Raw genomic sequence first — 16,966 nt, 5'->3', positions numbered from 1 at the left:
CGAACTGAGACAGTCACCGCTGGCCACCTCGTGAGACAACCGAGAAACATCCAGGTCACGCCGTCGGCATTCGCCACGAATTTTGAGACCCTACAGGTCGTCAACCGGAGGCGGCGGCGGGTCGCCGGCCCGCGCGGGGTCAGCCAGATACTCGAGGTCACGGAGCCTGGCCACGACATGCCACCCGACTTCGCCCGGCTGGTATCGCAGGTCTTCTTTGCTCAGTAGTTCCAGCACGCCTTCGACGTCATCGAGGGATGGCGGCGACTTCATCTCGGAGCAGACAGCGCGGTGGACCTCTGTGGCGGTGACGTCACTGCCGGGCTGTATGGCGTCGACGACTACCGTGACTAGCTGCTCAAACCTTGCGTCCATTGACCCCGTCCCAGCTGGCAACTGCATGTGTCGTCAGGTTGCGGCGTGCAGACGATCTGTCGGCATTCGCACTGATGAGTTCGGTGGCCGGTCCGTCCTGGTGCGAGGCAGGGGACCCAACCGACCAGCATGCGCCCCTTGCGGAGCGGGTGACCCGCTGGGCAGCGCACGGGTGCTGGCTCGGTCCACCCGACTGCGGTGCGCACCAGTTCGCGAGGCGGCACCACTCGTCCGTCCACGATGTACAGCACGCTGGTCATCCATCAAGCCTACAGTTGAAGTCGAACGTGTGTTCGAGTAAGGCGATAGTTTCCTTCGCCATCGCGAGTCGCAGGATTGTGGCCGACCGCCGTATCTATCACCTGATCACGCGATCTGTCACTGCGTATTTGCTGGCCAGACCGTCAGAGGTTGGATTGCCCGCTCGGCGGCATTACGGTGCGTCCGTTTGTCTGGCGGTCCGAGGCTTCCCTAATGGCAAAGGTTAAGGTGAAGGGGTCGCCCCGGCATCTACGTCGTCCCACGGCCGCCCAGTAGAAACATACGGAATGAAACCATTACCGCATGTTTGCCGAAAGTGTGCTAGCCGGGTTTGGTCGGCAAGGCGGGCCACCGCCAGCTCGCAGCGCTCCGCTGATGACATATGCGCTGGTCAGTTACAAAGATCGTCAGTTTGGGTTCGAAGGCTCATTGGTAGTCGCACAAAACGTCGTACTTCTCGGGCTGTAGCCACCCGAGAGCTACCACGGTATCCACAGTCGACAGGGTTAACTCTAGTGGCGAGAGCGGGGAAAATTACGAGCTCCTCCTCATAATCTGGACCGCTCGGTATCATTCAGCTAATAGTTAGGAACGGATTCCATTCGCAGAAGAAGCGATCATAAAGGAAGGCAGCGGTGTGAGAGAGCTGCCACGCTATGCGCCGATGCTGGCCGCAGCCGGACCGCTACCGGTCGATGATGAGCGCTGGGCCTACGAAGTGAAATATGACGGCATCCGTGCGGTCGGCTATGTCGAGGATGAACTGCGGCTGGCCTCACGCAACAATAAGGACATCAGCGTCGCCTGGCCCGAACTCGCCGCGATGGCTCCGGTCGATCCTCCGTTCGTCGTCGACGGTGAGATTGTGGCTTTCGACGCCTACGGCCGCACATCCTTCGAGGCGTTGCAGCCACGTATGCACCAACGCAATCCTGCGGTGATCCGCGCGTTGGCCAAGTCTGTCCCAGTCACCTACATGATCTTCGACTTGCTCCACGTCGGCGATCGGTCACTGGTCGAGTTGCCCTACAGCCAACGTCGCGGGCTACTCGACCAGATCGGATTGCGCGGTCCGCATTGGCAGATAGCACCGCAGCTGCCCGACGCCGGTGCCGTCGCGCTCGCAGAGTCCCGCAGGCTGTTTTTGGAGGGCGTGGTCGCCAAACGCCTCGACGCGCCCTACCGACCGGGGCGCCGTAGCCCTGTGTGGACGAAAGTAAAGAACGTTCACGACCAGGAAGTGGTGATTGTCGGCTGGAAACCAGGCACGGGTCGCCGGGCTGGCAATATCGGTTCGCTACTGATGGCCGTTCACGATGACGCTGGCGAACTGGTCTACATCGGCAATGTCGGCACCGGATTCACCCAGGCCACCCTGAACGACTTGAAATCGAGATTGCAACCGCTGCAACGCACTACCTCCGTCGTCGCTACCGATGTCCCCGACGCGGTGTACGTCGAGCCTCGATTTGTGGGAGAAGTGTCATTCACTGAGTGGACCGGCGAGGGGCGGTTACGTCATCCCACATTATGGCGGTGGTTTGGGACTGACCATTGACCGTCGACGGGGTGGTGTTGCGGGAGTCAGGCGGGGGGTTTCCTGGACGTGATGTTGGTGATTTGGTGAGCTTCCTCGAGTTGGTGTTGTAGGTGATGATTGATGATGGCTAGCCGCGCGAGATTCGCTGCGGCGAGGTCGATCTGGCAGCGGAGCTGTTGGTTGTCGCGGCGTAGTTTGGCGTTGCGGGCGACGAGCCGAGCCTGTTCGGCTGCGGCGGTTGATTCCTTGTGCTCGCCAGCTGGTGTTCTTCGGATCTCGCCGAGCGCTTTCACGATCTCGGGATAGTGGCGGCGAAAGGTGGTGTTGGACAACCCGAACCGCCGGGCTAGTGCCAGGACGCTGGGCCGGTGTCCGGTAAGGCGTGTCTGCTCGACGAGCGTAGTGAATGCTTGTCGGACTTGCGGTTCGCTGGGCAAACTCATGTGCTCTCCGGCGTATGGCGGTCGAGGAAAGCCTTGATGTCATCGCGTCGAGCTTGAAGTTGATGGCGCAGCAGGGGCGGTAACAGGGGGCGGGTGTCTAGTTCGTCGGCGATGCGGGTGATCTCGAGGCGGAGGTTGACGATGTTGTCCCGGGTGAGTGCGACGTTGCGGCAGGCCAACGGTTTGCAGGTGGCTATATCGGGCCTCAGTTTGTTGCCATGGTCACGGCGTTGCTGGCAGAGGGCCGTGGCGTGGGTGTGGACGCAGGTGACGTATTTGCCGGGATAGACGGCCGGATCATCGCGGGTCATCAGCCGACGCAGACGATGTTCGTCGGTAATGACCTTGCCCTGAAAGTGCGTTCGGTCTGCGAAGCCCTCGAGACGTTGGGCGGCCTCTTCGGCTGCGGGGCCTGCCAGGTTCGTATGTTCGTGCTGGTCGATCATGGCGAGCAGGTGTTCGCCGCGAGCAAGGGCCTGCTCGGATTCGACTTCGGCACGGAATCCGGAGTCCGACGTTCCCGCATAGCCTTCGAACATCTGAATACTCAAGTGCCGGAACGCAATTGCTCCTGCAATAGAACCGCCGGGGCGGCGCGCAATGAACCAGGCCAGTGTGCGGCGCCATTGGCGGGTGGTGATCCGCCAGCTGGTTCCGTTGACGGTCGGGATGAAGTCGTTGCGCTGATGGGTGGTGCAGTACTCGTTGATCCAGGTGACGAAGCAATTGAGGTGGTCGTTCGTCGTAACCGTAAGCAGTGCATGGTTTTCGGGGTTCTTGATTCGAGAGACAGACCCGGAGCCGCCGATGAATTCCGTCGCAGCGAACAGGTAGTCGGTTCCGGCTGGTTGGAGTTGTTCGAGAACACCGATGGCCCTGGCGGCGGGTGCGCCGACGATCCAGGTTGCCCGAACTCCGTTGGGGTCTGTTTCGCCCTTGAACGCCAGGCTGGTGACCTTGTAGCGATAGATTCGGCCGGTGGCGTCGCGCTGGACCGAAAGACAGTTGCGTCGCAGGTGTTTGATCTCGCAATCTCTCATCCCCGATTGGAACGCGATGGCGGCGTAAGCTGCCGCGAGCAGCAGGTTGACCAGTTTTGCGAGGTTGGGGGCGGCTTTGTAGCCGGTGACGTCGGTAGCGATGGCTTCGATCCATGGCTGGTCGTCGATGCGGGCGGTGATGGGGATGTCGATGCGGGTGTAGTTGTCGACACCGACGACGGTTGCCGCTGCCTCGATCTCGTCAAGCCAATACCTGACGGCTCTCTGGCTGCCACCGATGAGTCTGGAGAGTGCGAGTATGTTCGGTTTGCCGCGGTAGCCGGGCAGCGGTTGACCCTTCGCAATATGGTCAGCCAGCAGCTGCCGAAGTGGGTCACGGACTGCGCCCCTGCGGGCAGGGGTTGTCGGGGCTGCCTGCGATCGCAGGATCCGCCATTTGTCGGCAGCCGCGATGATGTCGGCAGAGAAGTCGTCGACGAAACGCATCGCCCAGACCATGAAAGGTCCGTGCACTTGCTCAGGAATGCGGTTGGTCGAATTCTCCCCGCGCCGACGGTTGTTCTCGCACCAGCCATCCAGGTTTGCGGGGTCGAAGGTCAGGTGATCGGACAACGCACTGCGGTAGCGCCACAGCATTCGCACCCCGCCTCGCGCTATGTCGCGGTAATCGGGAGATTTCAATGTGACGATCAGATGCTTCTGGTAGCTCTGCAGATCGGCGCCGACGAGCTCGCGCAGGCTCGCCGGTCTGCGACCGGTGCTCGCCGCTGCTCCGGTGTCCAGCCATATCATGAACCGCTTGAGTTCGGTGTAGCGCGTCCGGACCGTGGAGATCGTGGGACGTTCCTCGCCAGGTGGAAGGTCTCCGCTGAGCATCGCGAAAAGTAGTTCTTTGGCCACCACCCGCCAGGGGTCGGGGATCAGGGCGAGGTTCACCACAACCGAGCGCGTGTGGGCCTGGAGATTTGCAGGGCCGAGTTGCCACACGTCGTCGCGGAACCGATTCGTCTGCTCCAGACGGTATCCCGCGAGCAGTGGGCGCTGAGCTAGCACGAACCGGTCGTCGAACCGATGCTGGCCGGCAGGGTTGGTCAGGGTTGCTGCCATGGATGCTCCAACAAGTCCAGCAGTGCATCGGTCGGCTTGTTCGCCGCGGCCTGGTCGATCTCGGCTGGGGTGAATTTGACCAGGACATCGCGTTGGATGGCGGCCCAGACCGGGCCGTAGCGTTGCCACCAATCCTGTTCGCAGAGTTGCTGGCGCCGGATGGACAGAGCGTCGAGCAGTGCGAGCAGCCTGGGAAGGTCCTTGCCGGTGATCAGGCAGTTGCCGCAATGGAAGCAGTCCAGAAAGCTTGCGCGGCAGGGCTTTCCGGTGACGGGATGATGGTCGTGATCGATGCACTCGGTCCAAGCGGTGTCGAGCTGCCCAGTCACGGCCTGTTGCGCGGTCTGCGGGGCCAGTCCCGCGGTTTCGAGTTGCTGCGGCTGGGCCTGTCCGGCAACGACGCGTAATGCGTTGGCGGAGTGCTCGAGCGCCTGCTGGTGTGCGGCGTAGGCGGATTCCTCGGCGTCGGTCAGGGCCTCGCTCATGATCCCTTCGGCCCAGTCGATGACGGTCGGGTCTTTGCGCAGGTAGTTGGCGAACAACACGGGCAGGCTGTTGGTGCGGGCAGCCGAGGGCAGATGACCACCCATCTGTTTGGTGCGGCGGACCTCGATACTGGTCTTGAGCCGGTTGAAGTCCAGCGCCAGTGGTGCCGCGGGAGCGCCGGGGGAGCTGTCGAGCAGGAGGTTGTGCCGAGCTGCCCAGTCGAGGCTATGGAGATCGGTGTGGCTGAGGCCCTTGGCGAAGGGATCGTGGTGCTCACGTTCGGTGCCGACGGCGCGGAAACGGTGACCGTTTCGCCAGACTGACCACACCCGTTCGGATACTTCTTGTCGTGCTCGACTGGGCGCGGTCAGCCGATGAATGAGCAGATAGAGCCCGCCCGGGGTGTGTAGCTCGCGTCCTGGCGTTCCGATTTCCCAGGTCACCGTTTCGTGCCAGTGCTGTTGGCCCCGTCGGCGTTTGATCACTCTCAACTCGACAGCGCGGTCCTCGAGGACGCGATGGGCTGCGGGCAGCTCCTTGATGGTTTCCATGTTGCGGCCGGTCAGGATGACCAGCAAAACCAGTAGCGGTAACAGGTCAGGTTGGCAGACGAACAGTTGCTGGGCGAGTTCGCGTCGCCGCAGCCTGGTTTCATTGACATGGCCGGGTAGGCGTGGAACGCATCCGGTTTCCGCGATGGGGACGAGTTGTTCGGCGAGCTGCTGTTGTGACTGTGACAGGGCTTGGCGTTCGTGGCGGAATCGGGTGACCAGGTCCCGGTTGGCCTGGATCCGATCTCGGATCCGGGCAACATCGGAGCGGGCCACTCGTTCCACCCTGCTCAACTCTCCATCGGAGTATCCAGGCTTAGGCGCGAAGGTGGGTCTGGCAGCTCTGCGATGCAGGTAATCGTGAACCTCGCCGGGAAGAACTCTGTCGAAATTCTGGGTTCGCAGAAACACCCTGATCTGCCCGATTTCATGCGAACCCAGTGCCATGCTCGTCGCTTCCCGGTGCCGACGGAATTGCTCCAGGTGCTCGACCGTCAGCTGGGAGGGATCCTCCGGTGGGTGCGGCAAGCTCGCGAGAAACCGTATGAACCGGCTCACGATCGTCCAGAACGATTCGGCCGACGATTTGGTCCGCCTCCCGCCGGCCGGGCCGATCCGCTGCGCCATCGCCGCGGCCACCGGCTGATGCCATCCTGGCAACGGCAATGTGTCGATCTGGAAATCGCGGCGGCGACCGTCCTCGCCGTGGAAAACGACAAAAAGTCCGTCCTGCGTGCTCAGGACCGGTGCCGGGGGATCATAGTTGCCTTCCGGCAGTGCCGCCGATTGTCCGGACCGGGTGCTTCCTCGTCCTCGATGGTTCACTGCGGTGCGCCGGTGGAGGCAGCGCCTTCGACGGCGAAACGGTCGAGCGGAGTGTCACCGAGGCTTTCCCAATCGTCGGGGACCAATGCCATACGGGTCTCCATCTCCAGTTCGGCCAACGCGTGCAGGTAGATCTGTGTGCTCAGCACCGACTGGTGTCCCAACCGCCGCCGGACCCAATCCAGCGGATCACCGAAGATCAGGGTGTAGGTGCGCCGCTGAGCGGGATCGCGGCTCTGCTGTTCGGCGAGATGACCGCGCTGTAACTGCTCGAGAGTCACCACGGCGAAAGAATGACGCAAAAGGTGGGCGTGGACCCAGATCCGCAGCCCGCGGGCGCGGCAACGCCGATTCGCGGTGCGGAACAAGTCTTTCCAGGCCGGTTTGGTCATCGGGGTGCCGTTCTCCGACAGCCAGAACGCCGCCGGTTCCAGCCCGCCCGGCCCATCTACGAGTAGCCGCAACCGCTCCTCGGGGTCCAAATGCGCGACCTTGAGGCGGTGCCCGTCGCGGCCCCGTGCGATCGGACGGTCGGGATCCTCGACCACGAACGGGTGCCGCAGGTGGTCATAGCGGCCCGCGGCCCGCGCCTGGTCGATGACCTCGGCGCGGTCGATCTCGGTGTAGGCGATCGCTTCGGCGATCAGCGATTCGGGTTGATAGACCCATCGTGCTGAACCGCCCTTGGCGATCGCCTTGGGCAGCCAGAATCGTTGATAGCCGCCCAGACCGCGGTCGATCGGCATCTCGAACACCGTCAATGCGGTTTGTTCGGCGAGCCGCAAACCGGTCCGGACCATCGTGTCGCAGAACAGGGCGTTGCGGGCCGCCCACCGGCCTCGGAAACCGTTGTCAGGCAAACCGTCCGGGGTGTAGCCGCGTATTCCGACATCACGCCAGCGGCGGTAGGTGGCCGGCGGCAGCCACTCGATCTTCTCCCGGCCAGCGCCGTGGCTGTAGGTCGCCGGAGTCGTTCCAGACTCACCACGGCCGCGGCTCCCCGCCATCGGCGACGGCCGCCGCGAGCGCTGCGGAATCGGATTCGCCGCAACGTTTCGCGCACTCACCTGCCAGGTGTAGAACCGGTTGACCGCAGTCACTTCCCGATCCCAGGTAGAGTCATCGACTCGCGGGCCTGCCGGATCTCTGCGCCGCCAAACCAGATAAGCAACATGATCAGCGCCGGTGGCATCTCGCCAATCACAGCGATTTCGGTTGTGCCACAAGAAGTTCAGAAACGCCTTCATGTCCCTGGCATAACCGTCCTGGGTGTTCCAGGCCAGGCCCATCATGTCCCCGGACAGGAAGAAGCTGTTCAGAGCAACGTCGTAGTCGAAGCGTGGCGACAGCAGAAACGGCGTCTTCGCCGGGATCGCCGCGGCCTCCCGCCATTCCTCCCACCTGTCGAGCACCAGAGCTGAGAAAGACGGCGGCGCTGACGGCGCCGGTAGTTCGGCCGGGAAATAGCACAACCGCCAACCCGAGAGAGCCACCGCGACAACGTAGACAACCTCCGGCAACGACACGCCGACATTGAACGGACACGTTCACTGACCGAGGCCAGTGAACGCTGTTGCGGCTCAGAACGTCCGGTAGTAGCCGATTACCGCGCAGATGTGACAGAGCCGAAGTTCATGAATTTCTACCCGTTCGACGACACCGAGACGATCTTTCTACATCCGGTGCTGGCCTTCCGGCAGGCCGGTGACAGTAAGAACTGGTCATCGTGCCAGCGTCGGCCACGTCGACCTCTACGACCGCACCGAAGTCATCCACTTCGACAAGCTCACCGTCTTCTCCACCCAGAACCTGGCCTGACCTGCTCAGGACTACCGGGGGCCACCTCTTAGGCGGGGTGGTGTCTGCGGCGCAAATTCGGGTACCCCCGACCCGGATGTGCCCTAGCCGTCGTACCGCTCAGCGCCTGGACCCACATCCACGACATCGCCATCCCGATGAGGAGAGCAAGCAATGACCCAGGAGCACAATACCGGCTGGACCGGCGGGCAGCGCGCGTTCGGAGACTTCGCGCCCGGCCTGGCCCACTACACCGACAAGGTCCTGTTCGACGAGGTCTGGGAACGTGAGGGCCTGTCCAAACGGGACCGCAGCCTGATCACCGTCGCCGCGCTCACCGCGATGGGCATAACCGACCAGCTCACCTTCCATCTCGATTACGCCCGCCGCAACGGCCTCACCGAGACCGAACTGAAAGAAGCGATCACCCAACTCGCTTTCTACACCGGCTGGCCCAACGGGATGAGCGCCATGACCGTCGCCAAACAGGTCTTCGGCGACTGATAACCATCCCGCCTGCGAGCTCGACGCCACTCTCGGAGCCGGATCGAACCCCCGGCGTCGTTACACAGTCCAACGCCTGGTGACGCCTCGTCCGCGGAGAACAGAACAGGAGACACCGTGAGCGACAAAGGTTTCGACCAGATTTTCCCCCTCGGGGAGCCGAATGACGCCTTCGCGCAGTACTTCATCGGCCAGAGCTACAACGCGCCGCTGACCGGCGGGAGCGTTCCCGTCGCCAACATCACCTTCGAGCCTGGCTGCCGCAACAACTGGCACATCCACCACGGCACCGACGGCGGAGGCGAGCAGATCCTGCTGTGCACAGCCGGCTCCGGCTGGTACCAGGCCGACGGAGAGGAACCGGTCAGCCTCGAACCGGGAACGACGATCCGCGTCCCGGCGGGCACCAAGCACTGGCACGGGGCGAAAGCCGACTCGTGGTTCTCCCACCTCGCCTTCATCACACCGGGCGAAAACGTCAGCAACGAATGGCTCGAGCCGGTCACCGACGAGGTGTACGGCGAGCTGTCGAAGAAGAACGGAGGCAACGCGTGACCATCCTGAACGAGACCTACGCCCTGTCCAACAGTGTCGAGATCCCGAAGCTGGGCTTGGGCACCTGGTTCATCGAGGACGACAAGGCCGCCGACGCAGTCAACGCGGCGATCGAGATCGGCTACCGCAACATCGACACGGCCCAGGCTTACGGCAATGAGCGCGGCGTCGGCGAAGGCGTGCGAACCTGCGGCGTGCCCCGCGAGGAGTTGTTCGTGTCCACGAAACTGGCAGCCGAGATCAAGGACCACGACCAGGCGGTCGCCGCGATCGACGGATCGCTGGAGACGCTCGGAGTCGATCACATCGATCTGATGCTGATCCACAGCCCCCAGCCGTGGGACGATTTCCGCGGCGGCGACTACGCCGAAGGCAACCGCCAGGCATGGCGGGCCCTGGAAAACGTCTACACGGCAGGCAAACTCCGCTCGATCGGTGTCTCCAACTTCGAGCAGCACGACCTCGACAACATCCTCGGCGCCTGCACGATCGCACCTCATGTCAACCAGCTGCTCGTCCACGCGGGCAACACCCCGACCGAGTTGATCGCCTACTGCGAGGCCAACAACATCCTCGTCGAGGCATATTCGCCGATCGCCCACGGGGAAATCCTGAACAACCCCGACGTCCAGTCGATAGCCGACCGGTACGAGGTGAGCGTCCCGCAGCTGTGTATCCGCTACACCCTGCAGCTGGGAACGGTCTCACTGCCCAAGACCGCCAACCCCAACCACATGCGCAGCAACGCCCAACTCGACTTCGAGCTCACTAACGACGACATGGACGTCCTGCGAAACCTGCGAGTCCGCGACTACGGCGAGCACAGCGTGTTTCCCGTTTACAGCGGCAAGTGAACTCGCGCAACACGAATCCTGATGCCGCGTCCGAATCGATGACCGCGATAGCTGTCTCTGGCACCTGATGGTCGACCAGACTGATACCCGATCCGGCCCCGCTCCGGCGGTCTCAGATTGGCGGGCCGCCGTTGCTGTAAACAGCCGCTACTACCTCCTACCGCGCGGTCCCGAACGTCCGCTACTGCCGCCTACCGCGCGTTGATCGACCGTCCAAAACGGTTGGATGGCAAGGTTTCCCAACGCACACACAAGCCGCGGAGCGCGCGATCTGAGCGAACGGTGGCCGGATTCGGATCGGTCGGCCACCACCTCCAAAACGTCCGCAACGACCCAAAACTGTGTGTCGGTCGATCACGTAGCCGCGACCAGCCAGTCGAACTGGTCTCAACGCCGGTCACTGACCGCCTATGCACAACCGTCCTGGCGCGGCTTACGCCTGGACAAGGAGCCATCAGAGGTCAAACGGGATAAATAGCAACAGACTGCACGACTGATGGGATCACTTCGAGCGACGACGTCGGCACCCTTCCCGTGCTTGAGGGCACACTGAACTGCCTCATGGTCGCAGCGTCGACACGGCGACTTCTTCTAGCGTTGCTATCGAGTGTCGAACAGGGTCGGGCTGCGCAACGATGCAACAGGTTGCTGGCTGATGACGCGGTCATCAATCGGCGGGAAAACATGGCTCTGACCCCGGTGATGACGCGGTCATCATGAACGTGATAGTTTCTGTCGTGAACGGTAACCAAGTGTCACGAAACGGCAGGTGACGTACAGTCCGCAATGGAGGGGTCAGCCTCTGACCTGCGCGTTAGCGAGAGTAGACCGAGGAGGTTCAAGTCCTCCTAGGCCCACAAAATCTAGTAGTTCCCCCTCGACTGCAGCGCTGGCAGGGCGAAAACTAGCTCTGATCTCAGTCTTGCGACCAGCTGGCCAACAGCTCGGTTCTGGTGAATCCCGCAGGTTTTCTTGGCTATCCACTTGGCTGCCTGACGTGACAACCCGACAGAGTTGAACCTCGAGGTGACTCCGGTGCGGAAGGTGTACGCGTCTAACGAGCTCCGGTGCGTCGGGCTTTCGGCTGAGTTTTGACCGTATGGGAGCGGGAGGGTACCGTTTCCCCGGCGTCTGCGGATGCCGTCGCCACCATTGGTGGTGTCGGGGCCTTAGCTCAATTGGCAGAGCACTGCCTTTGCAAGGCAGGGGTTAGGGGTTCGATTCCCCTAGGCTCCACTCCACTCGTACAAGGCCCATGCTCATGGAGAGCATGGGCCTTGCTCGTCTCGCTCGAGTTTGTGGGGACGAAGCCTCACAAACTGTCCGGGGCGCTTCGCCCCGGACCCCTTCCAGAAATCGCACCGTCTGCTCTCCTTGTTGGTCGGGGCGATACAACGGTCTGCGTTTTCCGCCAGGCCGAGCGGGTATCACCGCACACACCAGTCCGTAGCGTCGGCGCGATAGCCGAGTGGCCGAGAATGGAACAGCGTGATGACCGACAAACGTCATATCCCCGCCGAATCGCCCAAGGTGGAGCTGCTGCGTGCTGATCGGGACCTGACCAGGGAAGAGCTTGCGGGCACCCTTGCCGAGCTGACGCACAGAATCGATGTCCCTGCCAGAGCGCGGGAGCGCTTGCAGGACACGGCTGATACCACTCGCGAGAAGGTGACCGGCCTGCGGACCGTCGCACAAGACAACGCGGTGCGTGTCGTCCAAGTGGCTCGGCTGCGACCCGTTCAGGTCATCACCTTGGTGGCATTGCTTGCGGCGCTGGTGGGCTGGCTCGTCTTACGTGACCGGCGCAACTAGATAGGAGCGGATCACACCTGTTTCCAGGCCGGCGGGGATTCCGCGGTACAGCCTGCCACCGCAGCCGAGCCCAATACCCCACTCCGGCACGGTGTTGTCGGGCAGACGCCGTCTCGCGGGCGCCCCTGACCCGTGCCCACTCTGGTGCCACCTCGCCAGGGGTCGTCTGGCGAATGGTTGGGAATGCGAGGACGATGGGTGCTATGGCCGGTAAGTCGTTGTCTTGGGGCCCGGGGGCGGAAACGGCTGCTCGCCGGCTTCAGCAGGCGGTGCGGTTGCGTGCGGCACGTTCGGAGGCTGTCGGCATTCTGCGATCTTGGGGCGCCGATGGCATCCCGGACGAGCTGAGCGATCGCATCGACAGCAATCGGGACAGTGAAGCCGCCAGAGTTCGAGCTATGGTCGACTCGACCGCCGAGCACAGCGTCGATCCGGACTTCGAAACCTGAGCCCGCTCACCCGGCCTCGGTGGTCAGCCGCACGGGTTGGATGGTGCCGTCGATAATGCCGCGCGTCACCTCGCGCAGCGGCAATCCGCGGGCTCGCGCATACCGCTCCACGAGGCCGCGCGCGTCGGCGGGGTCGATATCGAGCGCGCCCGCGAGCAATCCGACGGCGTGGCCGGTGGCTGCGCGATCGTTGAGCACGCCAAGGGTGCGCTCGACGAGCCGATCGGCCCGGTTTTCGTCTCGATCCAAGGTAAGCACCAGCACTGCGGAAGCCGCGAGCAAATTCGCTACCTGGCGCTGGTATTCACCGAAGCTGACGACCTCGTCGCAGAGCACGTTCAGCCCGCCGACCGCCTGGCCGTTGAGCCGCATCGGGACGGCGAGCAGGCTGCGATAACCCTGCTCGCTTGCCGCGGTGACGAAGTCGGGCCAGCGTGCCCCGTGCTGCCGCAGATCGCTGACCTCGATCGAACGGTTGTCCCGGATCGCGTCCACACAGGGACCCTGCTCGAGCTGGGACTGCAGCAGTTCCACTAGGCGGGCGCGTTCATCGGAGGCGGCGGCTACCGCGAACGCGCCACGCGGATCGCTCAGGATGATCCCGGACGCCGCGGCGTCGAGCAGGTCGTGGCAGGCTTCGGTGATCTGATACATGACTGTGCCGGGATCGGCTTGCGCGGTCATCGAGGTGGTGATGGCCGCCATCGCGTCGACCAGATGTCTCTGCGTATCCGGCACGTTTGCGAACGTCACGGCTGCCACCTTCTCAGTGCATTGAATGTTGTCGATCGTTCGGGGGCGCTATTCATTCGTTCAGCTCGTCGGCATCGAGTTTCTTCTCGAGCAGGTCGCGGGCGACCTCGAGCAAAGGACGGTTTGCCACGAACGCGCGGCCGCGCAATCGCATGAACGCGTCGTCGAGGCTGATGCGCAGCATTCCGGCGAGCATGCCGGTAGCGACATTCACATCATGGTAGGAGCCCGCCGCCCGCAGCCAGTCGTGTCCGGAGGCCTCGGCGTTGCCGATCTCGTGTAGCAACGCCAGCGTGATCAGATCGGCGAGCACCGCGGCGTCGGCCACCGAGCCGGGCGGTAGACCACCTACCCGGCGGCGATACAGATCGAGGGTGCCCAACCGAATACCGCCGAGCTGCAACGGGAATGCGAAAGCCGCACCGGCGCCGGCCGCGAGCGCGGCATCGCAGAACCCGGGCCAGCGCCCCTGCCCGGCACCGAGATCCGCCACCAGCTCCGGAATCCCGGTGGCGAACGCTTCGACACCGGGACCCTCACCCAACGTGTACTGCTGACTGTCGAGTTCGCCCGCCCAGTCGTCGCTGACACCGAGCAGGTCCTGCGCACGCCGGGTTGCCCGTAAAGTCAGCGCGGCCGCATCGATGCCAGGGACCAGTCGCACACTTGCCCGGCAAACCGCCGATGCCCATTCCGGCTGCCCGGGTGCCCCGGTGACAGCGGCGATCGCGCGCCACAACGACTCCCGCCGCCTGTCCACGGTCATTCGTCCTTCCGCCGAGCGTGCTACCGCCTACGGTTCAGCTTACGAGCCGCGACAGCACTGCGCGTTCAGCACCCACTACCGTGTCAGCCTGGCGGATTCGGATCGAGAGCCAACGGTAGAGGTCCTGGCGCCGACCTCGAGATCGTCGGCCGCACGCACCAGCAGTGCACGGGCTTCGGCTTCGGCGACTTCCCCGAAGTCCCTGTACCACGGGCGAATCGAGCCGAACAAGCTCGGCGTTTCCAGGCAGACGACGCGGTCCGCGACACCCGTCAGCACGCGTAATGCTCCCGCAGTGGCTACCGGAGCAGCGAGCAGTACCCGACTCGCGCCGTTCTTGCGGGCCATCTCGATGCCGGCGCGAGCGGTGACCGCGGTGTCGAGACCATCGACCACGATGACCGCGGTGGCGCCCGCGAGGGGAACGCGGGGCCGATCACCGCGGAATCGAGTAACGGTGTGGCGGAGCTGTACTCGTTGTTCACGGGTCACCGCGACCCGTTCCGGCTCGCTGACCAGCGCCCGCTCGATGATCTCCGCGTCGTACTGCACACTCCCGTCCTCCGCGAGGGCGCCGAACACCAGACTTGGTTGATAGGGCACCGTCAGCCGACGCACAATCGCGACATCGAGGGAGACGTCCAGTGCCTTCGCTACTTGATAGGCCACCGGCACCCCGCCGCACGGCAAGGCCAGTAGGACAGTTTTGGGATCACGCAGACCACGCAGTCGCTCGGCGAGCCGACGGCCCGCGTCATGACGATCGAGAAAAGGCATGCTGCTCCTCTGCAACTCCAGAAGGGGTCGTGAGCCGCACTGCTGGACTCGGAGGCAGGTCTGAACTCTACGCCGCGATTCGCGCATATACGAGGGATTCTCGGTGTTTGCTGACCAGAAGCTCTTGCTGTGCCAGCGGATCAGCGGCCAGCCGACATACTGGGCAGTCGAGCAGGTCAGTAGAGCGATCACTATGTGTCTTATATGTCCGGGTGCCACTGTGTGGGGTTGACCGTTAGATTGCTGCCGGTAAACACATGCATTGCCGCCTGTTCAATTCGGAAGAAGCGCGAAGAAACTCAGGCGTACTGTCGAGCCGAGCGCTACCGCTCGATCTGCCGAAACAGTGACGGCAAGGAATCCAGATGCAAGGTGCTGGTGACGTCTCCCTCGACACGGAGACCGCAGTAGTGGTGACCGTTCGCGGGCAGTTGACCGCGTCCACGTTGAGCCGATCCACGGAGACGCTGCTGCCCGCCATGGCCGATTCGGCCTCGTCACCCTCGGTGGCAGTGGTCGACCTGCGCTACGTACGCATGTTGACCTCCGATTGCGTGCCCGTTCTGGCGCAGTTCGCACGGGCCGAGCGGGACATCCGCATCGCGTTCGTGCTCGACCCCGCCGAAATCGCGGCACAGGTGCTTCGGCTTGCCGACCCGACCTCGGCATTACCGCTGTTCAGGACCATTGACGACGCGATGTCCCAGAAAGCCGCGCCCTTCTCGATCAGGGATCGTGCGACCAAATCCGTTCCGCCGACTTGCGGCGACGCCGCATCGGAGCACGGCGAACCCGAATTCGCCAGGCTCTGCCTGTATTTCGAGAAGCTGACCCGCGCGCTGCTCGACGCGACCACGGTCGGACAAGCACTGCAGCAGATAGCCGCCGCCGCGGTCGTCTTGATACCGAACGCGCGCTTGGTCAGCATCACGCTGCGCGAACCGAACGGCAAGTTCGTCACACCCGTGGCGACCGACGAGATCGCTGTCGAACTGGACCAAGTGCAATACCGGACCAGTCAAGGTCCGTGCTTGGATGCCGCGCGCTCGAACGGCCCCTCGTTCGCCGCCAGCGACGACCTGAATACCGAAACGCGCTGGCCATACTTTTCCGCCGCTGCCGTGCGGCTCGGTCTCGGATCGGTATTGTCCACCGAACTGGCGCCTGCGTCAGGACCGCACCAATTGTCGGGTGCGCTCAACATATACGCCTCTCCGCACGGGCTGACCGCCGACGACAAAAGTCGCGCGCTGCTGCTGGCCACGCATGCCGCGCTGGCGCTGGCCCATACCCGCGCCATCGAAGCCAACCAACTGGAGCATGCACATCTGCGAAAAGCGATCGCCTCCCGTGACGTGATCGGCCAAGCCAAAGGCATTCTGATGGGTCGGCGTGGACTCACCGCCGAAGAAGCTTTCGAGCTGCTCAGCCGCATATCTCAGGATCTCAATGTCAAACTGGCCGAACTGGCCGCCACCCTCGTCGACAACCCCGATCTGTGAGCAGGACCGAACTGATCAACGGGTGGTAGGCCGATGGACACACTCACCCGCGTGATGACGGCGTCATCAGGGGAGTGGTAGTTTTGGTCGCGAAATGTAATGAAGTGCCCTGAAATGTCAGTCAATGTGCGATGACGCGGCGACAGAGGCGTTTGACCAGGGGATTTGTGAGAGTGGCGTGGAGGGTCCAAGTCCTCCTAGGCCACTCCTGAACACCACAGTAGGGTGGGAACCATGAAGTTTCTTGTCACGGTCGGTGCCGTGGTCGCGGTTCTCATCGGTATCTCCAAGCTGCGCCAGCGCAACGACGCGGACATGTGGCACGAGGTCACCACCCGCTGACTCGGGGCCTTAGCTCAATTGGCAGAGCACTGCCTTTGCAAGGCAGGGGTTAGGGGTTCGATTCCCCTAGGCTCCACTCGATAGGGGGCCCATGCCCATAAAACGCATGGGCCTTTTCTCGTTTCGCGTATCTTGTGGGGGCGGAGCCCCCACGCCCCGCGCGGGGGGGGGGGGCCCCCCCCCCCCCCCCCCCCCGGGGGCCCCCCCCCCCCGGGGGTCGAATAGGGGGGGGTTTGTGGGGGGGTGGCCGCCCGCGGGCCGGGGCG

General features: G+C 63.4%; 16 protein-coding genes and 2 tRNA genes. 10 read left to right on the top strand and 8 right to left on the bottom strand.

The genetic code is table 11. The features are described 5' to 3' along the window. Positions 1–90: 90 nt before the first annotated feature. Entirely contained in the window at positions 91–375 is a 285-nt protein-coding gene (locus ACIA8C_RS42900; protein ID WP_397145248.1) for a hypothetical protein, read from the bottom strand. Positions 376–1,273: 898 nt separating this feature from the next. On the opposite strand from ACIA8C_RS42900, the gene ligD reads away from it, so the two are divergent. Next, entirely contained in the window at positions 1,274–2,194 is a 921-nt protein-coding gene (ligD, locus tag ACIA8C_RS42895) for a non-homologous end-joining DNA ligase (RefSeq protein ID WP_397145246.1), read from the top strand. A gap of 26 nt (positions 2,195–2,220) precedes the next feature. Here the strand turns inward: ligD and ACIA8C_RS42890 are convergent, their stop codons facing one another. The 4 genes from ACIA8C_RS42890 to ACIA8C_RS42875 form a co-directional block, all read right to left on the bottom strand. Next, a complete protein-coding gene (locus tag ACIA8C_RS42890) occupies positions 2,221–2,508 on the bottom strand; it encodes a hypothetical protein (protein WP_397145244.1) in 288 nt (95 codons plus the stop codon). A gap of 107 nt (positions 2,509–2,615) precedes the next feature. Next, a complete protein-coding gene (locus tag ACIA8C_RS42885; RefSeq protein ID WP_397145242.1) occupies positions 2,616–4,727 on the bottom strand; it encodes a hypothetical protein in 2,112 nt (703 codons plus the stop codon). Then, positions 4,712–6,040, bottom strand: a complete 1,329-nt coding sequence (locus tag ACIA8C_RS42880; RefSeq protein ID WP_397145240.1) for a hypothetical protein — start codon at positions 6,038–6,040, stop codon at positions 4,712–4,714. Before ACIA8C_RS42880 ends, ACIA8C_RS42885 begins: the two co-directional genes overlap by 16 nt. Positions 6,041–6,585: 545 nt before the next feature. Further along, complete coding sequence (locus tag ACIA8C_RS42875; RefSeq protein ID WP_397145238.1) at positions 6,586–8,115, bottom strand: tyrosine-type recombinase/integrase; 1,530 nt, start codon at positions 8,113–8,115, stop codon at positions 6,586–6,588. A gap of 445 nt (positions 8,116–8,560) precedes the next feature. On the opposite strand from ACIA8C_RS42875, the gene ACIA8C_RS42870 reads away from it, so the two are divergent. The 6 genes from ACIA8C_RS42870 (at position 8,561) to ACIA8C_RS42845 (ending at position 12,560) form a co-directional block, all read left to right on the top strand. Beyond that, entirely contained in the window at positions 8,561–8,890 is a 330-nt protein-coding gene (locus tag ACIA8C_RS42870) for a carboxymuconolactone decarboxylase family protein (protein ID WP_397145236.1), read from the top strand. A gap of 117 nt (positions 8,891–9,007) precedes the next feature. Next, positions 9,008–9,445, top strand: coding sequence for a cupin domain-containing protein (locus ACIA8C_RS42865; protein WP_397145234.1), 438 nt, complete (start codon positions 9,008–9,010; stop codon positions 9,443–9,445). Next, positions 9,442–10,299, top strand: a complete 858-nt coding sequence (locus ACIA8C_RS42860; protein WP_397145232.1) for an aldo/keto reductase — start codon at positions 9,442–9,444, stop codon at positions 10,297–10,299. The genes ACIA8C_RS42865 and ACIA8C_RS42860 overlap by 4 nt, the downstream gene beginning before the upstream one ends. A 1,163-nt stretch (positions 10,300–11,462) precedes the next feature. Next, positions 11,463–11,535: transfer RNA gene (locus tag ACIA8C_RS42855), tRNA-Ala, on the top strand. A 255-nt stretch (positions 11,536–11,790) separates the two neighbouring features. Continuing rightward, a complete protein-coding gene (locus ACIA8C_RS42850) occupies positions 11,791–12,111 on the top strand; it encodes a DUF3618 domain-containing protein (RefSeq protein ID WP_397145230.1) in 321 nt (106 codons plus the stop codon). Between the two features lie 203 nt (positions 12,112–12,314). Beyond that, on the top strand, positions 12,315–12,560 hold the full coding sequence (locus ACIA8C_RS42845; RefSeq protein WP_397145228.1) for a hypothetical protein: 246 nt from the start codon (positions 12,315–12,317) through the stop codon (positions 12,558–12,560). 6 nt (positions 12,561–12,566) lie between these two features. On the opposite strand, the gene ACIA8C_RS42840 is transcribed toward ACIA8C_RS42845, so the two are convergent. The 3 genes from ACIA8C_RS42840 to ACIA8C_RS42830 form a co-directional block, all read right to left on the bottom strand. Continuing rightward, the gene (locus ACIA8C_RS42840; RefSeq protein WP_397145226.1) at positions 12,567–13,313 is read right to left on the bottom strand and encodes a GAF and ANTAR domain-containing protein; all 747 of its coding nucleotides are present in this window, start codon (positions 13,311–13,313) and stop codon (positions 12,567–12,569) included. A 52-nt stretch (positions 13,314–13,365) separates the two neighbouring features. Then, positions 13,366–14,079, bottom strand: a complete 714-nt coding sequence (locus ACIA8C_RS42835) for a hypothetical protein (RefSeq protein ID WP_397145224.1) — start codon at positions 14,077–14,079, stop codon at positions 13,366–13,368. A 75-nt stretch (positions 14,080–14,154) separates the two neighbouring features. Beyond that, the gene (locus ACIA8C_RS42830) at positions 14,155–14,856 is read right to left on the bottom strand and encodes a phosphoribosyltransferase (protein ID WP_397145222.1); all 702 of its coding nucleotides are present in this window, start codon (positions 14,854–14,856) and stop codon (positions 14,155–14,157) included. A gap of 365 nt (positions 14,857–15,221) precedes the next feature. On the opposite strand from ACIA8C_RS42830, the gene ACIA8C_RS42825 reads away from it, so the two are divergent. From ACIA8C_RS42825 to ACIA8C_RS42815, 3 genes are all read left to right on the top strand, one after another. Continuing rightward, positions 15,222–16,358 (top strand): ANTAR domain-containing protein, encoded by a 1,137-nt coding sequence (locus ACIA8C_RS42825; protein ID WP_397145220.1) that lies wholly within the window; start codon positions 15,222–15,224, stop codon positions 16,356–16,358. 234 nt (positions 16,359–16,592) lie between these two features. After that, complete coding sequence (locus ACIA8C_RS42820) at positions 16,593–16,700, top strand: DLW-39 family protein (RefSeq protein ID WP_223884814.1); 108 nt, start codon at positions 16,593–16,595, stop codon at positions 16,698–16,700. Positions 16,701–16,703: 3 nt separating this feature from the next. Further along, a tRNA-Ala gene (locus tag ACIA8C_RS42815) sits at positions 16,704–16,776 on the top strand. Positions 16,777–16,966 lie beyond the last annotated feature (190 nt).

The organism is Nocardia sp. NPDC051321 (assembly GCF_044455225.1).
In the GTDB taxonomy this organism is placed as follows: Bacteria; Actinomycetota; Actinomycetes; order Mycobacteriales; family Mycobacteriaceae; genus Nocardia.
Note: the sequence above shows the minus strand (reverse complement) of the source record. Positions and strands in the feature narration are given on the sequence as shown.

What these genes read in the sequence shown, in the direction of transcription:
- ACIA8C_RS42825 (WP_397145220.1), top strand. Translation starts at nt 15,222, where the DNA reads ATGCAAGGTGCTGGTGACGTCTCCCTCGACACGGAGACCGCAGTAGTG.
- ACIA8C_RS42885 (WP_397145242.1), bottom strand. Translation starts at nt 4,727, where the DNA reads ATGGCAGCAACCCTGACCAACCCTGCCGGCCAGCATCGGTTCGACGAC.
- ACIA8C_RS42900 (WP_397145248.1), bottom strand. Translation starts at nt 375, where the DNA reads ATGGACGCAAGGTTTGAGCAGCTAGTCACGGTAGTCGTCGACGCCATA.
- ACIA8C_RS42830 (WP_397145222.1), bottom strand. Translation starts at nt 14,856, where the DNA reads ATGCCTTTTCTCGATCGTCATGACGCGGGCCGTCGGCTCGCCGAGCGA.
- ACIA8C_RS42820 (WP_223884814.1), top strand. Translation starts at nt 16,593, where the DNA reads ATGAAGTTTCTTGTCACGGTCGGTGCCGTGGTCGCGGTTCTCATCGGT.
- ACIA8C_RS42850 (WP_397145230.1), top strand. Translation starts at nt 11,791, where the DNA reads ATGACCGACAAACGTCATATCCCCGCCGAATCGCCCAAGGTGGAGCTG.
- ACIA8C_RS42870 (WP_397145236.1), top strand. Translation starts at nt 8,561, where the DNA reads ATGACCCAGGAGCACAATACCGGCTGGACCGGCGGGCAGCGCGCGTTC.
- ACIA8C_RS42835 (WP_397145224.1), bottom strand. Translation starts at nt 14,079, where the DNA reads ATGACCGTGGACAGGCGGCGGGAGTCGTTGTGGCGCGCGATCGCCGCT.
- ACIA8C_RS42845 (WP_397145228.1), top strand. Translation starts at nt 12,315, where the DNA reads ATGGCCGGTAAGTCGTTGTCTTGGGGCCCGGGGGCGGAAACGGCTGCT.